Consider the following 16,521-nt stretch of genomic DNA (forward strand, 5'->3'; position numbering starts at 1 on the left):
CCTAAACGTAACGGCCCGGCCGCAACCTTCTGCCAGCCTGCACAGTACTCTATCCTATTCCATCCTGATTCTTTCCACTCAACATTCCAAACACCATGGCAAGCGAAAACAATGCACTCAAGACTGTCCTGAACGAACTCGTGGAAACCCTGAAAGACGGTGAGCGGGGCTACTCCGAAGCCCTGACCGACGTGAAGGACCAGGATCTGAAGCAGGTGTTCAAACAATACGCGGTGCAGCGCGACGGCTACCTGACGGAGCTGGAAAACGCCATGCACAACCTGAACCTGCACCCGGCCGACACGAAAGAAGACAAGCTGGATTCGTTGGTAGGCACCGCGCACCGCGCCTGGATCAACATCAAATCGGTGGTCACCGGCAACGACCGGAAGGCCATCCTCGACGAGTGTGAGCGGGGCGAAGACTACGCCGTGAAAGCCTTCCAGAAGGCCGTCCAGGCCGAGGGGCTGCCCCAGGAAATCAAATCCATCGTGGAGAAGCAGTACAACGGCATCAAGCAGGCCCACGACCAGATCCGCAGCCTGCGCGACTCCTCGAAGTAAGCGCACTGATTTTACCGGCTGCTCAGGCGATTCGAATCCGCCAGTAGTTACCAGCAGCCGATAAGACAAAAGGCCCGCCTCAGTTGAGGCGGGCCTTTTGTCTATTTATTCAGTGCGAAGCACCAAGCCGAAGCCGGTCGGACTATTCGTCGAAGCCGCCTTCGTTACGGTCACGACGGGGCTTGTAGCCACCCTCGCTGCCGCCGCGGTTGCCACCGCCATAGCCGCCCGAACGCTGCCCGCCGCCGTAGCTGTTGCCACCGCGGTAGCCGCCTTCGCGGTTGCCGCCGCCGTAGCCGCCCGAGCGCTGACCGCCGCCGTAGCCGCCTTCGCGGCGCTGGCCGCCGTAGCCACCTTCGCGGCGCTGGCCGCCGTAGCCACCTTCGCGGTTGCCGCCCCCGTAGCCGCCTTCGCGGCGCTGGAAGCCGCCTTCGCGCGGGCCGCCGAAGCCGCCGGTGCGGCGCGGACGACGCTCTTCGCCGCCTTCTGCGCCCTCGGCACCGGCTTCGCGCTGCGTCGCCAGGCTAAAGGACACCGGGCGTCCGTACAGCGAGGTGCGGCCCAGTTGCTCCACGATTTCGGTCACGTTCTCGTTCGGCACTTCCACGAAGCTGAACTTGTCGTACAGCTCGATGTCGCCCACACGGCCGGGCGCGATGCTCGACGACGACACGATCAGGTCGACCAGGTCGCGCGGGTGCAGGCGGTCCTTTTTGCCCATGGTCACGAACAGGCGGGTGTACCCCTCTCGCGGCGTGCCCTTCTGGCGGTCCGATTCCAGGGCCTTGTCGGCCTGCTTCGATTCCTTCATCACCATCTTGAGCAGGGCGGCGGCAATGTCCAGCGACGTTACCTCCTCTTCCTGGTCGATCAGGCGCTGTACGCGGCCGATGTGCTTCTCCAGGTTGCCTTTCTCGATGATTTCCTTGATCTGGCCGAGCAGCACGGTGGTTTTCACCTCCGACACGTCCTCGAAGGACGGAATGCGCTCCTGCTTGATCTGCGCCTTGGTGAAGCGCATGATGTCGCGCAGCTTGTAAATGTCGCGGCCCGACACGAAGGTGAAGGCCTTGCCCGACTTGCCGGCGCGGCCCGTGCGGCCGATGCGGTGCACGTAGTACTCCTCGTCGGTCGGCAGGTCGTAGTTCACCACGGCTTCCACGTTGTCCACGTCGATGCCGCGGGCGGCTACGTCGGTGGCCACCAGGATTTCCAGCGTGCCCTTGCGGAACTTGTCGAGGGTGTTCTGGCGGGCCTGCTGGCTCATGTCGCCGTGCAGGCCGTCGGCGAAGTAGCCTTTGGCTTGCAGGTCGGCCACGATGTCGTCGACCATGCGCTTGGTGTTGGCAAACACAATCACCGACTTCAGGCTGTACATGTCGATAACGCGCGACAGCACATCCTTCTTCTGCGGACCGCGCACCTCGTAGTAGGCCTGCTCGATGTTCGAGACGGTCATCTCCTGGTGATTGACCTTCACGATCTGCGGGTCCTTCTGGTACTTGCGCGTCAAGTCCATGATGGGCTTGCTCATCGTAGCCGAGAAGAACACGGTCTGGCGCTCCTCCGGCATCTGCGCCAGAATGGTCTCGATGTCGTCGCGGAAGCCCATGTCGAGCATTTCGTCGGCCTCGTCGAGGATGATCATTTTCACCTTATCAAGCTTCAGCGTGCCGCGCTCCAGGTGGTCCATCACGCGGCCGGGGGTGCCGATAACAATCTGCACGCCGCGCTCCAGCGCTTTGAACTGACGGTCGTACGAGGAGCCCCCGTAGATGGGCACCACGGCCAGACCGCGCTTGTACTTACCGAGTTTCTGAATTTCGCCCGAAACCTGCACGGCCAGTTCGCGGGTCGGGCAGAGCACCAGGGCTTGCACGTCGCGCGTTTCGGCGTCGATTTTCTCAATGGCGGGGATGCTGAAGGCAGCCGTTTTGCCGGTGCCCGTCTGGGCCTGGCCGATAACGTCTTTGCCTTCGAGCAGCACGGGAATGGCGGCCGTCTGGATGGGCGAGGCTTCCTCGTAGCCCATGTCCGTAATGGCGCGCTGCAGCTCCGGCGAGAGCTGCAGTTCTTCAAATTTTACTTTCTCCATGATGTTGGTAGGGAGGGTTAGAAACGGCAATCGGAAACCAGCGCGTTCCTTTCCCTACGCAACACGACAGGACAACGGACGACGACAGCAGACGAACTCTTCTTTACTTGAGGCGAGCGGCAAACAACATAAGCCGCCTCGGCCGGGACGCGGACCGATTTGCAATTGCGGGTGCAAAGATAGGGAAAAATATAGTAGAAAAAGGGGATGCCTCGACAAATTGCCTTTTGCCCAGCGCCCCCTGCGCCCCGGCACAGGCCCAATAAAGGCCCTGCCCGATGCGCTTCGGCTATGCTTTCCGTAGCGGTGCTCCCCTTGGACGAAATTGTGCTGCCTTTAGTTCAGCGCGGGCGCAAACGACCGCGCCGCTGGCTCAACCTCAGGCGCTTATTGTGCACCGGCAGCTGTAGGCGTGACGCTAATGGCCGCGCGTTGCTTGGGGCGCCCCCATCCACAAACACAAAGCGGCCCGCCTCAGGGAGGCGGGCCGCTTGCTCACGTTATTCCGTGGTAAGAGCGCGACTAGGCGCGGCGCACTTGTACGGCATTCAGCCCTTTGCGGCCTTCGGCCACTTCGAACTGCACTTTGTCATTTTCGCGGATTTCGTCGATCAGACCGGTTACGTGGACGAAGATGTCCTGGCCAGTTGCGTCGTTTTTGATGAAACCAAAGCCTTTGGTTTCGTTGAAGAATTTTACCGTTCCTGTCTGCATGGTAAGGAGGTGATGAAGAAAATTATTTAAGCCAAACCGCTACAGAACCCTGTGAAAACACCGCAATGCTGCACAGCGGAACAGAAGCTTTTTATCTTAAACGCTGGTAAATATAGGCTTATTTATTTGGGACAAAAGAAAAATCCGCTCGGATTTTCAGCCCGTCAAAACCCGTTGCAAGTGCTGCAAAGGGCCTTTACTTTCGAAAAGCCAATTGCTTAGGCCCCTACTTCCCACCCATGAGCTTCGACGAAATCTACGCCCGGCTGCGCGAGCTGGGCAGCGAGCAAACCCGCAACACCTACCTGCGCCACGGCTTCGGCGACAACACCTTCGGCGTGAGCTTCGCCGACCTGAGCACGCTGAAAAAGCAGCTTGTCGGCCGCGGCAAAGACCGGACGCACGCCCACCGGGTGGCTGAACAGCTCTGGGCCAGTGGCACCTTCGAGGCGCGCACGCTGGCCACCCTAGTGGCCGATCCGGCGCAGCTGACCCCTGCCCAGGCGCAGTCCTGGGCCCCGGACCTAAGCAACCATAGCCTCGCCGACGCATTGGCGGCGCTGGTAGCCGGCACCGATTTCGCATGGACGAAAGCGGAGGAATGGATGACGGCACCGGGCGAGTACCAGCAGCGCCTGGGCTACGCGGTACTGGCCCGCCTAGCCGTACAGGACAATGCCCTGCCCGATGAGGCTTTTGAGCTGTACGTGGCGCGCATGGAACTGGCGCTGCAGCAGGCCCCCAACCGGGCCAAAGAAGGCATGAACAACGCGCTGATTGCCATCGGCAGCCGCAGCGAAGCCCTGCGCCGACGCGTGGAAGCTGCCGCCGACCGCATCGGCCCGATCAGCATCGACCACGGCGCCACCGCCTGCCAGACTTTTGAGCTCCGGCCTTACTTAGCGAAGGTGTGGGCCCGCAAAGCCCTGAAAAGCTGATGGGATGATGAGAACCCCATAAAAAAGGCGCGGAAGATTATTCCGCGCCTTTTAATGATTATCAAAATTCCCCCGCGGGCTAGCGCCGCCGGTCGGAGCGGCGGTCATGGTCGTCGTAGTGGTAGCGGCCGTCGCGGTCGTCGCGGGCACGGTCACGGCCCGGGTAATCGTCGCGGCGGTAGCGCTGCTCCTCGCGGTAGCGCCCGCCCTGGCTGCTGCCCTCGTAGTCGTCGTGGCCGTACTGGTCATTGATCTGGCGCACCCGCTCGCCGGGCTGGCCGTAGCCCGAAGGCCGGTCGCGAGCCGGGCCGCGGTCGTCGTACGGGTCGTGCTGCCGGCCGCGGCTGCTGGGGCGGTCCACCTCGTGGCCGCGGCGCCAGCGGTTGTCTTCGTCGGAATAGTGGCCGCGGCCGCCGCGGTAGTCGCCCTCGTACCGCTCGTTGCCGGGCCCGAGGCCGCCGTGGAAGGCGTTAGGGTTTTGTCGCTCGCGCGAGGTGCTGAACGCGGAGTCGTTTCGGCGGCGCTCGTCGTACTCAGCGTGGCGGCCGTAGCTGAAGGAGCCCTGGTCGCGGCCGTAGTCGCCGCGGGGCTGCGAGCGGTCGTAGTCGTTGTGCCGGTCGCCGCGCGCGGGGGCATCGTGGTCGTAACGGCTGCCGGAGCGGTCGTCGCGCTGGCGGCGCTGGTCGTAGTTGTCGTGGCGATTATCGTCGCGGCGGTCCTGGCGGCCGCCCTGCTGGTTGCGGGGCTCGTCCTGGGGGCGGCGGTCGTTGCTGGGGCGGTAATCGAAATTCTGTTCGTAGGGCATGGTTGTGTAGGGCAATGGTTGGAAGTAAGGTGTACTGCCGGGCCGCGGGGAAGGTTTTTGCGTACCATCGCCTTCCTTTGCGCCACCGCCCATGAACCCAGCCGACCCCGCCCCCGCCTTCCGCTTTTCACGCCCCGTTACCGTCGTGGAAGCCCACATCGACGAGCTTCGACACGTCAACAACGTGCAGTACGTGCAGTGGATTCAGGACATTGCCGGCGCGCACTGGCTCACGGCCTACCCTGTGGGCGAGCGGGAGCAGTACGTGTGGGTGGTGCTGGAACACCACGTGCGCTACCTGAAATCGGCCCTGCTCGGCGACGAGCTGCGCCTCAGCACGTGGCTGGGCGAGTTTAAAGGCGCCACGTCGCAGCGCTTCACCCGCATCGAGCGCGTGGCGGACGGGGCGGTGCTCTGCGAGGCCGAAACCAAGTGGGTGCTGCTCGACCCAACGACGCAGCGGCCCAAGCGCGTGGAACCGGGCGTGGTGGAGCGGCTGTGGGGGCCGGTGGAGTGATTTCGCCCAAACCCTGCGTTATTTGGAGGATTATCGAACCGATGCAGATGATATCCAACGCGCGCCATGCGGCCTGGCTGGCCCTGGTCCTGACCGGCTGCAGCTACGCCAAATCCAACCAGCAGGTGCTGGTATCCACTGATTGCGGCATGAACTGGGAGCGGGTCGAAGCGGGCAAAGCCGTGCCCAAGGGGACCATGAACCCTTGCTACATGAAGGTGGTCATTCCGAACTATCCCATGCAGGGCAACAGCCGCTTCATCACCAACCTGAAAGATCGGGTGCGCGCCTCCGTGCACATCGACTACGATTACACCATCGTGGAGCCGCTGAGCTTTATCCGGCAGGCCAAATACCTCGGCAAGGCCAATGCCGACCCGGACAGCCCCGACGCGCTGCCCGCGGCGGCGTTTGAAGGCGCTGAAAACATGGTCATCGACAAGCGCATTCGCGACGTGAGCAAGGCGCTGTTTCTGGCGGAGGACATCGTGGAGCTGGACCAGGCGGAGCTGGAAAATCATCTGCTGCTGCAGTCCAACAAGGTGCTGGAGCCGCTGGGCGTGCACCTGAATTTCATCACACTCACCTTTGATCTTGACGAGCAGACACGGCAGGCCATTGACGTGTCGACGGCCATGAAGATCTACGAAAGCAAGGGCCTCACCGAGGTGGGCAAGCAGGTGATGGTGCAGCGGGCCGGGGCGCCGCGCATCGTGGTCGAAAACAGCGCCCCGCCGGCCCCGAAAGAGGCCGAGGAGTAAACGCCGGCGGCTTTGGCGCCGGCTTGATGGGATGACGGGAGTACGCGCACCAACCCGCCCGTCATGCTTTGTCTGGCATCCGCTTGTCGAAGCAGCTATACTGCTTTGTTGAATGCTATCCGGCGAAGCGGTAGAGATGCTTCGACAAGCTCAGCATGACGGCCTTTTTTCGCACGCTTAGACAGGATCTTATACCAAAAAAAGCCGCGCCGGGTGTTCCGGCGCGGCTTTTTTACAGCGCGGGGCCGCGGGCTATTCCACCACGGCGTAGAGGTCGAAGTGCTTCCATTTGAGCATGTCCTCCTTCTGGCGAATGGGCACCACCTCGGCGTCGATGGCGAAATCGGCGAAGTAGTAGAGCGAGTAGCCCAGGTCGCGGAGCAGCTCGAACTGCTCGAAGCGGGCGGCGCTGTCATTTTTGCCGAAGCACTCGGTGATGACCGCCGGCCGGTACTGCCGCAGCAGACCGCTGATGGACTTGATGATTTCCTTGTCGTAGCCCTCGGTGTCGATTTTGACCAGCTTCAGGCGCGGCAGGCGGTCGGCGTAGTGCTGCTGCAGAAACTGCTGCAGGTTGACGCCTTTGATCTTGACGTTGAGCGAATACTTGCCGTGGCGGTTGCTCTTCTCGGTGCTGATGCCGCCGTTGTTGAACGAGGCCTCCGAGGAGTTGTAGTAGAATTCGCCGTCCTGCTCGCTGATGGCGAAGTTGTAGGCGTCGATGTTGGTCTTGTCGGGGTTGAGCTTGGTGTTTTCCTCCAGCACCTCGTACACGTACGGGTTCGGGTCGAAGCCCAGGGTGAGGCCGGTTTTGCCGGTGACCAGGGCCAGCGGCACGGTCATGTTGCCGATGTTGGCTCCGATGTCGATGGCCACATCGCCTTCGCGCAGGAATTTCTTGTAGAACTCCACGTTTTCGGCCGCAATGCTCTTGGGCTCCACCAGCGGGTTTTCCCAGTTGGCAAACCTGATGGTGCCGTACGGGCCAACCGTAAACGAGTCGATGCGCGTGGGGTATTTCTTGGTGACGCGGCGGGCGATTTTGCGCTTGATGGAATTGACAATGGCCTGAAACATCGGACGAGGCGGCGGTTGATGGCGTTAATAATCGGGGCGCAAGGTAGGCATTGTGCGGCAGTGGCGGACCACCGTTTTCCGGCGCTTTCTTTCCTCCCTGCGGTCTAAAACACTTCGCTTTCCGGGTTCAGCAGCATCGTTTCGACGTGCGCGGGCATGACCATACGGGTTTGCGCAACGCTGCTTAGCCCGATGATCGGGGCCAATCCGTCCTCGACGTTGACCAAGCACCAGCTTCGGTCATCGGGAAACAGGTACGCGGTGGCATCGAACATGGCTTGCTGCAGGAAAGTCACGAACTCGTCCGCAGTGACGCGGTACAGCACTTCGTCGTCGGTAGGTAGTACATGGTGCATTTGAGGCCCCCACCGCCAGTAGTCCTCCACGTAGAGGTTGAGCTTGGTCGCAGCTGCTAGGCCGTTTAGCAGCGTGCGCAAACGGGCGGCGGAGGGTTCTTCCAGAATGGCAAAGCCGCGTCTTCCCCACGGCAGTCGGTTAACCAAGCTCATGTCGTAGGGCAGCTCGAACCGGGCGGCCAACTGCCGGAACGTAGTCGACTGATAATGAGGTGTACGGTCGGAAATGTAGACGCCGTGCTGCGTCCAGATGGCCACGTTTCGGTTTATCTGGTCAATAGCGGTACTGTCGGGCTGGACCTCTCCGAATGGGAAGTCGGCAATTATTCCCACGACAGGCAGCAGTGTCAGGTACTGCTCATATGCCACCGGAATCAAGTGCTTGACCTTGAGCGGCTCGTCAGCAGGACCGAAATAGTACGCCGGGTTCAGCCAGCGCACCGTGGACAAATCGGCAGTGTACTCCATCGTTCAAATAGACCGATTAATCCGACCTTTACCAAGCTATTCCCGCCCCGCATGCCCGCTACCTTCCGCATCTATTCCGCTTCCGCCGGCTCCGGCAAAACCTACCAGCTCACCAAGGAATACCTGCGCCTGGCCCTGGGGGCCGACGAGCCGGGCTACTACAAGACCATCCTGGCCATTACCTTCACCAACGCCGCCGCGGCCGAAATGAAGGAGCGCATCATCGGGGCGCTGCGCGGCTTTGCCAACCCCGGCACCGATGCCAAGGCCGACGCGCTGCTGGCCGAGCTGGCCGAGGAAATGGGCCGCGACGGGGTGCTGCCGCGGGTGCTCGAAACCCCGGAGGAACGGCAGGGGCTGCTGCGCCGCCGCGCCCAGCAGACGTTTAAGCTGGTGCTCTACCACTACGCCGACTTCGCCGTCAGCACCATCGACTCCTTCGTGCAGCGCGTGGTGCAAGCCTTTACGCGCGAATTGGGCCTGCCCGCCGCCTTCGAGGTGGAGCTGGACGACGAATCGGTGCTGCACGCGGCGGTGGCCCTGCTGCTCGACAAGGTGAACCGCGGGCAGGAGCACGAGCTACTCACCCGCACCCTGCAGGACTACGCCCTGAGCAAGGCCGAGGAAGGCCGCAGCTGGAACCAGCTGCCCGACGAAATCATGCGCTTCGGCAAGTTTCTGCTCAACGAATCGGTGCACGAGGCGGTGGCGCAGCTGCAGCAGATGGAGCTCAAGGAATTCCGCACGCTGCACAAGACCCTGAAGCAGCGCCGCGAGCAGATGCAGGCCGAGGTGCAGGCCGTGGGCGACCGGGCGCTGGCGCTGCTCGCGCAGCACGGCATCGGCCTCGACCAGCTGGCGGGCGGCAAGAACGGCGTGCACTCGCACTTCAGCCGGCCGCTGCGCTGGCTCGACGAGCCCACCACGACGCCCACCAGCACGGCGCGCAAGGCGGCCGAATCGGGCAAGTGGGGCAGCGGCGACGCGCTAAAAGGCCCGCTGAAGCCGGCCCTGGAGGCTGTGGCCGGCGAGCTGACCGAGGCTTTCCAGGAGCTGGAGCTGCTGCAGGGCCGGTACCTGAGCCAGTACCTGCTCATCGAGGGGCTGCTGCCGCAGCTGTTTCACGTGTCGCTCTTGAGCGAGCTGAGCAAGGCCGTGCAGCAGGTCAGCCAGGACCGCAACGTGGTGCTCATCGGCGAGTTCAACCGCCGGTTGGCCAGCATCGTGCTGCGCGAGCCGGTGCCTTTCCTCTACGAGCGGCTGGGCGAGCGGTACCAGCACCTGCTCATCGACGAGTTTCAGGACACCTCCGAGCTGCAGTGGAACAACCTGCTGCCGCTGGTGGAAAACGCCGTGGCCAACGGCAACCTCAGCCTGGCCGTGGGCGACGCGAAGCAGGCCATTTACCGCTGGCGCGGCGGCGAGATGGAACAGATCCTACGCCTCTACCAGGGCCACACCGTGCCGCTCATCAACCGCGCCCAGGACGAGGAAACCCGCGACATCCTCGAAGCCCGCTACTTCGGCCTGGAAGGCGCGCTGGAGCCGGCTTCGCTGCAAACCAACTACCGCTCGGGCCCGCAGATCATCGGGTTCAACAACGACTTTTTCGCTCACGTCTCGCAGGGCCACCCGCAGCTGGAGCTGGTGCAGAGCATCTACGACGCGCATTTTGGGCAGGAGGCGCCAGGGGCTGGGCAGGCAGGCCCGCCCAGCCACGTCGAAATCCTGTTTACCCAACCCGATGCCCCGGCCCGGCTGTACCGCCCCGCCGAGGGCCGCTACGCCGAGGAGCCGCTGCCCGGCCACACCGGCGCTGAGGCGCTGGACTACGACGAAAGCACGCTCTACCTCACCCTGGCCTTGGTGGAGCAGGCGCTGGCCGACGGCTTCCGCCTCGAAGACCTGGCCGTGCTCTGCCGCCGCCGCGACCAGTCGCGGCGGGTGGCCAAGTTTCTCAAGGAGCGCGGCTACGACATCATCTCGGCCGACTCCCTCTCCCTGGAATTCGCGGAGGTGGTCAACCTGCTGGTAGCCATCCTGCGCGTGCTCCACCAGCCGGCCGACGCGCTGGCGCGGGTGGAGGCGCTGCTGCTCGTTGACAAGGTGGTGCGCGGGGTGCCGCCCACCCCTACCCGGGCCCGGCGCATCGGCGAAATTGCCAAGGAGGAGCGCAGCCGGCCCTTCTTCGATGAATTGCGCCGCCTGGGCTACGACGTGCAGGAGCGGCAAACCGGCAACCAGGACCTCTACGAGCTGTGCGAGCGGCTGATGGGCCTGTTCGGGCTGCTGCACCGCCGCGAGGAAAGCGAATACCTGTTTCGCTTCCTCGACCTGACGCTGGAATACTCGCTGCGCTACGGCAACAACCTCGGCAACTTCCTGGCTTACTGGGACCAGCGCAAGAGCAACCTGAGCATCAACGCGCCGGCGGGCCGCGGCGGGGCCGTCACCATCACCACCGTGCACAAGGCCAAGGGCCTGGCCTACGGGGTGGTCATCGTGCCCTGGGCCGACTGGAGCCTGGAGCCCAGCTCGGCCTTCGGCGGCTCCTACCTGTGGGGCCGCCTCGGCGAGGACGAAAAGCCCGTGGCCGGCATGCCGCCCGTGGCCGTGGTAAAGCAGCGCAAAGAGCTGGCCCAGACGGTGCTGGCCGGGCAGTACGCCGAGGAGCGCGAAAAAACCTTCGTGGAGGCGCTGAACCTGCTCTATGTGGCCTTCACCCGCCCGCGCCACCGCCTCTACATCCTCTCGCGCCGCCCCGACGGCGGCAAGGCGAGCAAGGACGACACCGCCCCGGCTTCGAACGTGGCCCAACTGCTGCACCGCTACCTCGTGGACCTGGGCCAGTGGAACGAGGAACAGCTCAGCTTCGTGCTCAGCGCCGGGGCCCCGGCCCCGCCCCGCCCCGCTCAGCTGCCCGCGGCCAACCTGTTTGCGCTGCGCAACCTGGCCACGGCCGACTGGGAGCAGCGCCTGCGGCTGCGGCGCCACGCCACCACGGTTTTCGACTTCTCCGAGCAGCAGCAGCAGCGCGACTGGAACCGCAAGCTGCACTTCGCCCTGCGCCGCGTCATCACGGCCCTGGACGTGGAGCGCGTGGCCGGGCAGCTCACCGCCGAGGGCCTGGTGAGCCGCCGCGAGCAGCCCGAGCTGCTGCAGCGCCTGCGGCAGCTGGTGCAGCACCCGCGGCTGGCCCCCTACTTCCGCCCCGACGTCATTGCCGAAACCGAGCGGGAAATCCTCGTCGGCGGCGCCCCGCGCGAGGACTACAAGCCCGACCGCGTGGTGTTCGAGCCGACGGTGGGCCTCGGCCCCGGCCGCGTCACGCTCATCGACTTCCGCGTGCCCCCGCCCGAGGAGCGGCACCAGCAGATGCTGCGCCAGTACGGACAGCTGTTTAAGCGCCTGGGCTACACGGATGTGCGCGGGCTGGTGTACTACTTCGAAACGGAGGAAGTGCTGGAGTTTGGGTGTTAGAGGAGTTGGGCTTAGCTTTCCGCAAAGAAGCTGCGGTCTACGCGGTTGCCCCAGCCGTGGCGTTCCTCAAACCGTGACTTCTCAAAAGGCCCCAACTGCGGCAGGGGCAGCCCTGACGACTGCATAATTGCCACAACCTGCATCGTTGTATCCAGCGTGTCGGCACTGTACCCAACCGTTGCGCCGTACAAATTGCCGCGCCCGGTTTCTATTACGTTTTCGATTAATACCTGCACGGCTGCCGGCAGAGTAGCATACCATTCCTGCAAGTCAGTTGCTTCGCTTGGCTGCGTTGGTTTTTCGGATAGGGCCGCTGTTTCGACCGCTTCCAAATAAACCCGGATGCTGTCTTCCCATTCACCTAAATCGGAACTGCTGACAAAGGCCCATAGCTTGGCGAGCAGGTATTGCGCCTGGGGTGCATGCCGTAGGTCGTAATGCGCCAATGCTTGCTCCAGACACGTAATTCCGAATGCCACCCGCCCCCTAATTGAGACTCGTTTAAGGCATTCTTCTGTTTTTGAACTGGGTCGCACCAGCTGCCTTAGTGATAATCCGAAACGCAGCGCTAATTTTTTGAACGTAAAGCCAAAGGCCATAAGCAGGCAGAGGGAGTAAATCAAAACTAAGCGGTAATCGGTAAAGGCATCTTTTCCGCGCCTCGGTAGTATCTTCTTCCGACAACCTGCCGCACGCTCATGGAAGAAGCTCCGTTCACCCTGCACGTCAACGGCCAGGACCGCGCCGTGCGCGCCGACCCGGCCACGCCCCTGCTCTACGTGCTCCGCAACCAGCTCGGGCTCAACGGGCCCAAGTTTGGCTGCGGCATGCAGCAGTGCGGGGCCTGCCTGGTGCTGCTCGATGGCTTTGCCTACCCTAGCTGCCAGCTGCCCGTGCACCGCGTGGGCGGCGTGTCGGTGACGACGCTGGAGGGCCTCACCCGCCCCGACGGCTCGCTGCACCCCGTGCAGCAGGCGCTGGTGGAGCTACAGGCCGCGCAGTGCGGCTTCTGCCTGAACGGCGTGGCCATAGCCGCTGCCGGGCTGCTGCGCCAGTACCCCAAGCCCGACGAGCAAACCATTCGCAACGGCCTGTTCCGCGTGCTCTGCCGCTGCGGCACCCACGAGCGGTACATCCGCGCCGTGCAGCGCGCCGCCGAGCTGATCGGGTAGCGGCGCAGGCCCGAAACGCCCTTGCCGCAGCTGCTCCTATCCCCTTCCCGTTAACGCTATGCCCACGTCTACACCGCCGCTTCCCTCCCGCCGCGCCTTCCTGAAGGATGCCGGCTGCCTGACCATAGGCTTCTGCCTGCTCGGCAGCGCGGCGCCCGTCTTGGCCGCGGCGGCCGACCAGCGGCCCGACTCGCTGCTCAGCAACCCGCGCCTCAATGCCTGGCTGGAAGTGCTGGCCGACGGGCGCGTGCGGGTGCTGACTGGCAAAATTGAAATCGGGCAGGGCATCACGACGGCCGTGGCGCAGGTGGCCGCCGAGGAGCTGAACCTGCCGCTGGAGCGCGTGGAGGTGGTGCTGGCCGAAACCGGCCGCACGCCCGACGAGCGGTACACGGCCGGCAGCGCCTCCATCGAGCAAAGCGCCATGTCGGTGCGCTACGCGGCCGCCGCGGCCCGCCAGCAGTTGCTGCAGCTGGCCGCCAAGCGCCTGCGCGTCCCGGCGGCCCAGCTCACCGTGGCCGGCGGCGTGGTGCGCACCGCCGACGGACGCCAGCAACTCACGTTTCAGCAGCTGCTGGCCGGGCGGCAGCTCAGCGGCGAGGTGCCGGCCGATACCCCGCTCAAACCTCAAAGCCAGTACCAGCTGGTGGGCCAGCCCGCGCGCCGTGCCGACATCGAGCGCATGGTGCGCGCCGAGCCAGTGTACGTGCAGGACCTGCGCCTGCCGGGCATGGTGCACGCCCGCGTGCTGCATCCGCCCGCCTATGGGGCCAGACTACAAAGCTTCGATGCGGCCGAGCTACGGCGGCAAGTGCCCGGAGTGCTCCACACGGTGGTCGACGGCTCGTTCGTGGGCATCGTAGCTGCCGATGAATGGGCCGCTATTCGGGCTCACGATTGGGGCAAGCAGCACGCGCAGTGGAGCGCTGGCCCGCCCCTGCCCGCCGAACAGCCGCTGCCGGCGGTGCTGCGCGCCCTACCAGCTGAGGTGGAGCAGGTGGCCCGCCAGGGCAGCGTGAGCATCCCGGCTGCGGCGGGCGAAAAAACCTTCCGCGCCACGTACTTCAAGCCCTACCTGATGCATGCCTCCATCGGGCCCTCCTGCGCAGTAGCGCTGTTCGAGCAAGGCACGCTGCACCTCTGGACGCACAGCCAAGGCGTGTACCCGCTGCGCGGCGCGGTGGCCGACCTGCTGGGGCTGGCGGAGGCGCACGTGCACGTCAAAGGCGTGCCCGGCGCGGGCTGCTACGGCCACAACGGCGCCGACGACGCGGCCGCCGAAGCCGCCCTGCTGGCCCACGCCTACCCCGGCCGCCCCGTGCGCCTGCAGTGGACACGTGAAGACGAGCACCTGTGGGAACCCTACGGCTCGGCCATGCTCTTCGACCTTGACGCCCGCCTCGATGCCCGCGGCCGCCTCACGCACTGGCATATGGAGCTGTGGTCGGATACGCACAGCACGCGCCCCGGCGGGCAGGCCGACAAGCTGCTGCCGGCGCGTCACCGGGGCCGCCCGCTGGCGCCCAAGCCCGGCGGCTACGGCGGGGGCACCGCCCGCAACGCGGAGCCGCTGTACCAGATTCCGAACCTGCTCATCAATGCGCACGCCGTGCAGGGGCCGCTGCGGGTGTCGGCGCTGCGCAGTTTGGGCGCCTTTGGCAACGTCTTCGCGCTGGAGTCGGCCATGGATGAGCTGGCCCAGCTGGCCGGGCAGGACCCCTACGCGTTTCGGCTGGCCCACCTGGCGGACGCCCGCGCCCGCGCCGTGCTGGAGGAAGTACGCCGGCTGACCCAGGACGTGAAAACCGGCCCAAACGAGGCGCTGGGCGTGGCTTTCGCGCAGTACAAAAACCAAGCGGCTTACCTCGCCGTGGCGGCCCGCGTGTGGGTCAACCCCGAAGACCATGTGCCCTGGGTGCGCCAGCTCTGGGCAGCCATCGACGCGGGCGAAGTCATCAACCCCGACGGGCTGCGCAACCAGACCGAGGGCGGGCTGATTCAGGCCGCGAGCTGGACCTTGCTGGAGCAGGTGCAGTTCGATGCGCAGGCGGTGCGCAGCCACGACTGGGAGAGTTACCCCATCTTCCGCTTCGATGAGGTACCGCGGGTGGAAGTCAGCATCCTCAACCGGCCCGACCAGCCCCCGCTGGGCGCCGGCGAAGCGGCCCAGGGCCCCACGGCCGCCGCCATTGCCAACGCCGTGCACCGCGCCTGCGGGGTGCGGGTGCGCGAGCTGCCCATCCGGCCGGTAAAGCTGGCTCCCCAAGGGGCCGAAAACGCCGGTTAATTTGCCGTAGCGCCGGCGGCGTTAGCGCATTCCCAGGGTGAGCGTTGGCAGCTGGCAGCGCAGGTTGCCGGTGAGGGTATCGGCGTAGAGCACAGGGTGAGGCCCCAAACCGAAGCGCAGGCCAAAACGGACCTCGGTGGGGCGCTGGGGCAGCTGAAACCGTGTGAGGGCAGCCAGGCGCAGGCGGCGGTAGGCGGCGGGCCGCTCCCGCGGGATGAGCACCAGGCTCTGGTCGTCGGGGCTGAGGAAGTAGTGCGTGGCGGTCTGGCGCAGGTACTGGTGGTTGAGGCCGCGGCCGTCCTGGTAGCCGGTGGCCGTGGCGCCCAGGTGCAGGCGCGCGAGCAGGCGCCCGTCCACCAAGTCGAGCAGCAGGGCGTTGGCGCGGGGCAGCGGCGGGCCCTGTTCGTCGGAAGTGGGGGCGTAGGCCACCAGGGCCGTGCGGGCGTTGACGAGGCGGGTGCCGGCCACGGCGAGGCTGGGCAGGGCCAGCTCCACCGGCGGGCGGCCCGCGGCCAGCACGGCGTAGCGGGTGAGCAGGGTGCGGCCGTCGGGCGTAGGCACGTTGGCGGCCGGCTCGTCCTGGGCGCGGTAGTTCAGGCCCAGGTGACGCACCTGCCCGGTTTCGGCGTCGAGCAGCACCAGGGCCGAAGCCGCCCAGTCGGTGTCGTAGGCCTGAAACCACACGGTGAAGGCCAAGGCGTTGAAGCGGGGCAGGTAGCCGCAGAACTGCGGGGCCGCCGGCAGGCTCTCGGTCACCAGCTCGGCGCCCAGGGCCGGCACGAAATCGGCCTTGCGCAGGGTGGTGATGAAGCGCACCCGGCCGTTGGGGTGGCGCAGGCGCAGGGTGTACTGGGCGTCGTAGCCGGCCCCGACGGCCTGCAACCGGGCCAGCGCGGCCGGGCTGGCGGGCTGCCCGGCCAGGGAGTCGCGCATCAGCAGCTGATGGGCCGCGTCCACCCGGGCCCCGGTTTCGATGCGGTAGAGCTGCCCGCCGATGGTGACGCTGCGCCCGGCGGGCCCCAGGGCGGTGAGCGGAGCAAAGGGCTGGGTGGTGTCGGCCACGGACTGCACGGCCGGGGCAGCGGCACCGGCAGTGGCTCCGGCCGTGCTGGCGACGGGCCGGCTCGGCTCACAGCTCAGGCACAAGCCCCCCAGCAACCCCAGGCCCAGCGGCCAGCTACGTAGCGTCATAATGGATACTCTCCCGGCCCCGGCTTACGGCCAAACAGCCCGCAAGATGCAGCGGCGGCGCGGGAATTCGCGGCGGGCGCTGCCTTGCCGCTGGTAC

General features: G+C 65.3%; 15 protein-coding genes. 8 read left to right on the forward strand and 7 right to left on the reverse strand.

Translation table 11 applies throughout. The features are described 5' to 3' along the window. Window positions 1-95 precede the first annotated feature (95 nt). Entirely contained in the window at window positions 96-563 is a 468-nt protein-coding gene (locus tag ACYVKQ_RS00095) for a ferritin family protein (RefSeq protein WP_460574359.1), read from the forward strand. Between the two features lie 142 nt (window positions 564-705). On the opposite strand, the gene ACYVKQ_RS00100 is transcribed toward ACYVKQ_RS00095, so the two are convergent. Together ACYVKQ_RS00100 and ACYVKQ_RS00105 are read right to left on the reverse strand one after the other, a co-directional pair. Beyond that, entirely contained in the window at window positions 706-2,658 is a 1,953-nt protein-coding gene (locus ACYVKQ_RS00100) for a DEAD/DEAH box helicase (protein WP_460574361.1), read from the reverse strand. Window positions 2,659-3,180: 522 nt separating this feature from the next. Beyond that, the gene (locus tag ACYVKQ_RS00105) at window positions 3,181-3,372 is read right to left on the reverse strand and encodes a cold-shock protein (protein WP_059070568.1); all 192 of its coding nucleotides are present in this window, start codon (window positions 3,370-3,372) and stop codon (window positions 3,181-3,183) included. Between the two features lie 51 nt (window positions 3,373-3,423). On the opposite strand from ACYVKQ_RS00105, the gene ACYVKQ_RS00110 reads away from it, so the two are divergent. Beyond that, entirely contained in the window at window positions 3,424-3,594 is a 171-nt protein-coding gene (locus ACYVKQ_RS00110; protein ID WP_460574363.1) for a hypothetical protein, read from the forward strand. A 17-nt stretch (window positions 3,595-3,611) separates the two neighbouring features. Beyond that, the gene (locus ACYVKQ_RS00115; protein ID WP_460574365.1) at window positions 3,612-4,310 is read left to right on the forward strand and encodes a DNA alkylation repair protein; all 699 of its coding nucleotides are present in this window, start codon (window positions 3,612-3,614) and stop codon (window positions 4,308-4,310) included. A gap of 79 nt (window positions 4,311-4,389) precedes the next feature. On the opposite strand, the gene ACYVKQ_RS00120 is transcribed toward ACYVKQ_RS00115, so the two are convergent. Next, entirely contained in the window at window positions 4,390-5,115 is a 726-nt protein-coding gene (locus ACYVKQ_RS00120) for a hypothetical protein (protein WP_460574367.1), read from the reverse strand. A gap of 91 nt (window positions 5,116-5,206) precedes the next feature. Between ACYVKQ_RS00120 and ACYVKQ_RS00125 the strand changes: the two genes are divergently transcribed. Next, window positions 5,207-5,632 (forward strand): acyl-CoA thioesterase, encoded by a 426-nt coding sequence (locus ACYVKQ_RS00125; protein WP_460574369.1) that lies wholly within the window; start codon window positions 5,207-5,209, stop codon window positions 5,630-5,632. Between the two features lie 41 nt (window positions 5,633-5,673). Continuing rightward, window positions 5,674-6,393, forward strand: a complete 720-nt coding sequence (locus ACYVKQ_RS00130; protein WP_460574370.1) for a hypothetical protein — start codon at window positions 5,674-5,676, stop codon at window positions 6,391-6,393. A 252-nt stretch (window positions 6,394-6,645) separates the two neighbouring features. Here ACYVKQ_RS00130 and ACYVKQ_RS00135 read toward each other — a convergent pair whose 3' ends face one another. Together ACYVKQ_RS00135 and ACYVKQ_RS00140 are read right to left on the reverse strand one after the other, a co-directional pair. Next, entirely contained in the window at window positions 6,646-7,470 is an 825-nt protein-coding gene (locus ACYVKQ_RS00135; protein WP_460574372.1) for a class I SAM-dependent methyltransferase, read from the reverse strand. 104 nt (window positions 7,471-7,574) lie between these two features. Then, window positions 7,575-8,294 carry a hypothetical protein gene (locus ACYVKQ_RS00140; RefSeq protein ID WP_460574375.1) on the reverse strand — a complete coding sequence of 240 codons (720 nt, stop codon included), beginning with the start codon at window positions 8,292-8,294 and terminating at the stop codon, window positions 7,575-7,577. A 51-nt stretch (window positions 8,295-8,345) separates the two neighbouring features. On the opposite strand from ACYVKQ_RS00140, the gene ACYVKQ_RS00145 reads away from it, so the two are divergent. Then, window positions 8,346-11,774, forward strand: a complete 3,429-nt coding sequence (locus ACYVKQ_RS00145; RefSeq protein ID WP_460574377.1) for a UvrD-helicase domain-containing protein — start codon at window positions 8,346-8,348, stop codon at window positions 11,772-11,774. Between the two features lie 11 nt (window positions 11,775-11,785). On the opposite strand, the gene ACYVKQ_RS00150 is transcribed toward ACYVKQ_RS00145, so the two are convergent. After that, window positions 11,786-12,397 carry a hypothetical protein gene (locus tag ACYVKQ_RS00150; protein ID WP_460574378.1) on the reverse strand — a complete coding sequence of 204 codons (612 nt, stop codon included), beginning with the start codon at window positions 12,395-12,397 and terminating at the stop codon, window positions 11,786-11,788. A gap of 75 nt (window positions 12,398-12,472) precedes the next feature. Between ACYVKQ_RS00150 and ACYVKQ_RS00155 the strand changes: the two genes are divergently transcribed. Both ACYVKQ_RS00155 and ACYVKQ_RS00160 read left to right on the forward strand, forming a co-directional pair. Next, window positions 12,473-12,946: a (2Fe-2S)-binding protein gene (locus ACYVKQ_RS00155; protein WP_460574380.1), complete on the forward strand. Its 474-nt coding sequence runs from the start codon at window positions 12,473-12,475 to the stop codon at window positions 12,944-12,946. A 58-nt stretch (window positions 12,947-13,004) separates the two neighbouring features. Then, window positions 13,005-15,233: a xanthine dehydrogenase family protein molybdopterin-binding subunit gene (locus ACYVKQ_RS00160; RefSeq protein ID WP_460574382.1), complete on the forward strand. Its 2,229-nt coding sequence runs from the start codon at window positions 13,005-13,007 to the stop codon at window positions 15,231-15,233. 21 nt (window positions 15,234-15,254) lie between these two features. On the opposite strand, the gene ACYVKQ_RS00165 is transcribed toward ACYVKQ_RS00160, so the two are convergent. Then, a complete protein-coding gene (locus tag ACYVKQ_RS00165; protein ID WP_460574384.1) occupies window positions 15,255-16,424 on the reverse strand; it encodes a hypothetical protein in 1,170 nt (389 codons plus the stop codon). Between the last annotated feature and the right edge of the window lie 97 nt (window positions 16,425-16,521).

The organism is Hymenobacter coalescens (assembly GCF_054783195.1).

Excerpts from the sequence above, each read along its gene's own strand:
- ACYVKQ_RS00095 (WP_460574359.1), top strand. The coding sequence starts at position 96 with ATGGCAAGCGAAAACAATGCACTCAAGACTGTCCTGAACGAACTCGTG.
- ACYVKQ_RS00100 (WP_460574361.1), bottom strand. The coding sequence starts at position 2,658 with ATGGAGAAAGTAAAATTTGAAGAACTGCAGCTCTCGCCGGAGCTGCAG.
- ACYVKQ_RS00105 (WP_059070568.1), bottom strand. The coding sequence starts at position 3,372 with ATGCAGACAGGAACGGTAAAATTCTTCAACGAAACCAAAGGCTTTGGT.
- ACYVKQ_RS00115 (WP_460574365.1), top strand. The coding sequence starts at position 3,612 with ATGAGCTTCGACGAAATCTACGCCCGGCTGCGCGAGCTGGGCAGCGAG.
- ACYVKQ_RS00120 (WP_460574367.1), bottom strand. The coding sequence starts at position 5,115 with ATGCCCTACGAACAGAATTTCGATTACCGCCCCAGCAACGACCGCCGC.
- ACYVKQ_RS00125 (WP_460574369.1), top strand. The coding sequence starts at position 5,207 with ATGAACCCAGCCGACCCCGCCCCCGCCTTCCGCTTTTCACGCCCCGTT.
- ACYVKQ_RS00130 (WP_460574370.1), top strand. The coding sequence starts at position 5,674 with ATGCAGATGATATCCAACGCGCGCCATGCGGCCTGGCTGGCCCTGGTC.
- ACYVKQ_RS00135 (WP_460574372.1), bottom strand. The coding sequence starts at position 7,470 with ATGTTTCAGGCCATTGTCAATTCCATCAAGCGCAAAATCGCCCGCCGC.
- ACYVKQ_RS00140 (WP_460574375.1), bottom strand. The coding sequence starts at position 8,294 with ATGGAGTACACTGCCGATTTGTCCACGGTGCGCTGGCTGAACCCGGCG.
- ACYVKQ_RS00145 (WP_460574377.1), top strand. The coding sequence starts at position 8,346 with ATGCCCGCTACCTTCCGCATCTATTCCGCTTCCGCCGGCTCCGGCAAA.
- ACYVKQ_RS00155 (WP_460574380.1), top strand. The coding sequence starts at position 12,473 with ATGGAAGAAGCTCCGTTCACCCTGCACGTCAACGGCCAGGACCGCGCC.
- ACYVKQ_RS00160 (WP_460574382.1), top strand. The coding sequence starts at position 13,005 with ATGCCCACGTCTACACCGCCGCTTCCCTCCCGCCGCGCCTTCCTGAAG.
- ACYVKQ_RS00165 (WP_460574384.1), bottom strand. The coding sequence starts at position 16,424 with ATGACGCTACGTAGCTGGCCGCTGGGCCTGGGGTTGCTGGGGGGCTTG.